At 58.5% G+C, this 2352-nt stretch carries 3 protein-coding genes; all 3 read right to left on the reverse strand.

Annotated elements, in window-relative coordinates:
- Positions 1–90: 90 nt before the first annotated feature.
- From ACVWZ1_RS14290 to crtE, 3 genes are read right to left on the reverse strand one after another with little or no spacing between them, the layout of a single operon-like run.
- Positions 91–699, reverse strand: a complete 609-nt coding sequence (locus ACVWZ1_RS14290) for a hypothetical protein (protein WP_457467424.1) — start codon at positions 697–699, stop codon at positions 91–93.
- Between the two features lie 43 nt (positions 700–742).
- On the reverse strand, positions 743–1225 hold the full coding sequence (locus ACVWZ1_RS14295) for a divergent PAP2 family protein (RefSeq protein ID WP_414400501.1): 483 nt from the start codon (positions 1223–1225) through the stop codon (positions 743–745).
- Between the two features lie 49 nt (positions 1226–1274).
- Positions 1275–2168 (reverse strand): geranylgeranyl diphosphate synthase CrtE, encoded by an 894-nt coding sequence (gene crtE / locus ACVWZ1_RS14300; RefSeq protein WP_414342614.1) that lies wholly within the window; start codon positions 2166–2168, stop codon positions 1275–1277.
- Positions 2169–2352: the final 184 nt, after the last annotated feature.

Genomic DNA, 2352 nt, shown 5'->3' on the forward strand with positions numbered 1-2352 from the left:
TTCGCGTCAGCGGGACGGAGTCCTTGAAGCCCGCACTCTTTCGCTTTAGCGGCGCGGAGCGCTTTGCGTCAGCATGAGTGCGGGAGTATGTCACAACAGCAGCGTGCAAAAGCTGGTCAACAGCAAGGTCACCGCCGTCAGGAGCAGGCTAAAGCTCCAAAGCCGCAAAGCGGCAAGCAGCAGGATCCCGATCACCCAAATCAGCAGAGCATTCCAATAGGGTCGGTTGGGGGCTTTGGACACATTAATTTTCTGGAAGAAGGGCAGCAGGATGAACGATACATCCAACAACAGGCGCGGCAGCCGCAAATTGTCCGGCAGCGGCAGATCTCGCACCGCCAAATAAAGCAGCCCCCAGCTCAACAAAAGCGGGATTAGGAGCAGATAGTTGGATTCGGCCAGCAGGGGTCGATCCACCACCAGCGGAAACAGAGGGCTGATCCCCCAGAGCAGATAGAGGTAAAAGTTGAAGTTCAGCAGCGGCTGTAGCAGAGGGGGCACCTTGAGGCGTTGACCTTGGGATCCCACCTGAGCTGCAATTTTCTGGCCCAGGGATCCGCCTTTTTGAGGGGCTTGCGCTGCTGGGGCCGCCCGCCAACCGCAGTGGTCACAGTAGGGAGATTTGAACCGGTAGGCTGGGATCGGCTTGCCACAGGAAGGGCAACGTTGGATCGGACGAGGTTGAGAACTGGAAGCCATGACCACCCCGCGGTACTTCTGCCTTAGCATGCCCCAATGGCTCTTAGTTTACTCCCAGGGCAAATGACAGTGTGATACAGGCTGCTCCCAAAGCTGCGCCGGCCATGACCTGCACGGGAGTGTGGCCCAGCAATTCTTTCAGGTAGGGTTCTTGGAAACGGTCGGCGCCCTTTTCTTCAAACCATTCTTCCAGGAGGCGATTCAGCACCCGCGCCTGTTTTCCAGCGGCTTGGCGGATCCCCGCGGCATCGTACATCACCACCAATGCGAAAACCACCGTCGCGGCAAACAGCAGGCTGTCCCAGCCTTCCTGCATCCCCACCCCAATGGACAAAGCCGTCACCAACGCTGCGTGGGAGCTGGGCATTCCCCCGGTTTCCACCAAGACTCGCAGGTTAACCTTGCCTGACCGCACATAGGAAAGGATCAGCTTGATGGCTTGGGCCAACACACTGGCCAGCAAAGCAACCCAGAGGACATGATTGGCCATCAACTGTTGCAGCATACGGCTCTCCAGCACAGACATGCGAGCAGGGTCTCCAGGGATCCCATCTAACTTGTCCTCTTGTCCTGCCCTAATGCTGACGGCGAGTGATGAAGTCCGCCAGAGCCAGCAGCGGTTCTGCCCGCGGTCCGTAGGGGCGCAACGTTTCCTTGGCCGATTGAATCAGCTCCTCGGCTTTTTGCCGGGAGGCCTCTAGGCCCAACAAGCTGGGATAGGTGGCTTTGGCGGCAGCTTGATCCTTGCCTGCCGTTTTGCCCAGTTGCTCGCTGGTGGCGGTGATGTCCAAAATGTCGTCCACAATCTGAAAGGCCAAGCCAATATCGCGGGCGTAGCGGCTCAGGCGGTCCAGCAGCTCCTCATCTCCCCCCGCCAGGATCCCTCCCGAAACCACCGAGACTTCCAATAGAGCGCCGGTTTTGTGGCTGTGAATGTACTCCAAAGTTTCCAGGGAAATGGCTTTGCCCTCCGACTCCAGATCCACCACCTGTCCCCCCACCAAACCGGTTGCCGCCACAGCATGGCCAATGCGGGCGATCACCTGTAACACCAACTGCGGCGGTACCCCCTGAGTTTGGCTAGCAATGTGCTCAAAGGCAAAAGCCAGCAGAGCATCTCCCGCCAAGATGGCAATGTCTTCGCCGAACACCTTGTGGTTGGTGGGTTTGCCGCGGCGAAAGTCGTCATTGTCCATGGCCGGCAAGTCGTCATGGATCAGCGACATGGTGTGGATCATTTCCAGGGCACAGGCGGTAGGCAGAGCCTGCTCCACAGTGCCGCCGGCCAACTCGCAAGCAGCCAGACAGAGGATGGGCCTGAGGCGCTTCCCCCCTGCCAATAGGCTGTAGCGCATCGCCTCGTAAATGCGCTCCGGATAGGCGGGAACCAAAGCTGCAGAGAGAGCTTCTTCCACCTGTTGCTGACGCTGGCTCAGGTAGGCTTTCAGGTTAAAGGTTTGGGCAACCAAGCGGGGTTTCCTCTCAACTCGGCAATGGGGGGATCCTTGTCGAGCCGTTCTTCAACAGGCTGGCCAGGTGTCATTATCTCATGTCCACTGTGACATCCTCCCGACGCTGACCCTACGGGTACAGCGCGGGCTTCCTAACCTCACGGTTAGGCATTCCTGCCCCACGCCACTTATCTAGGTCATA

Source organism: Thermostichus sp. MS-CIW-25, assembly GCF_054060015.1.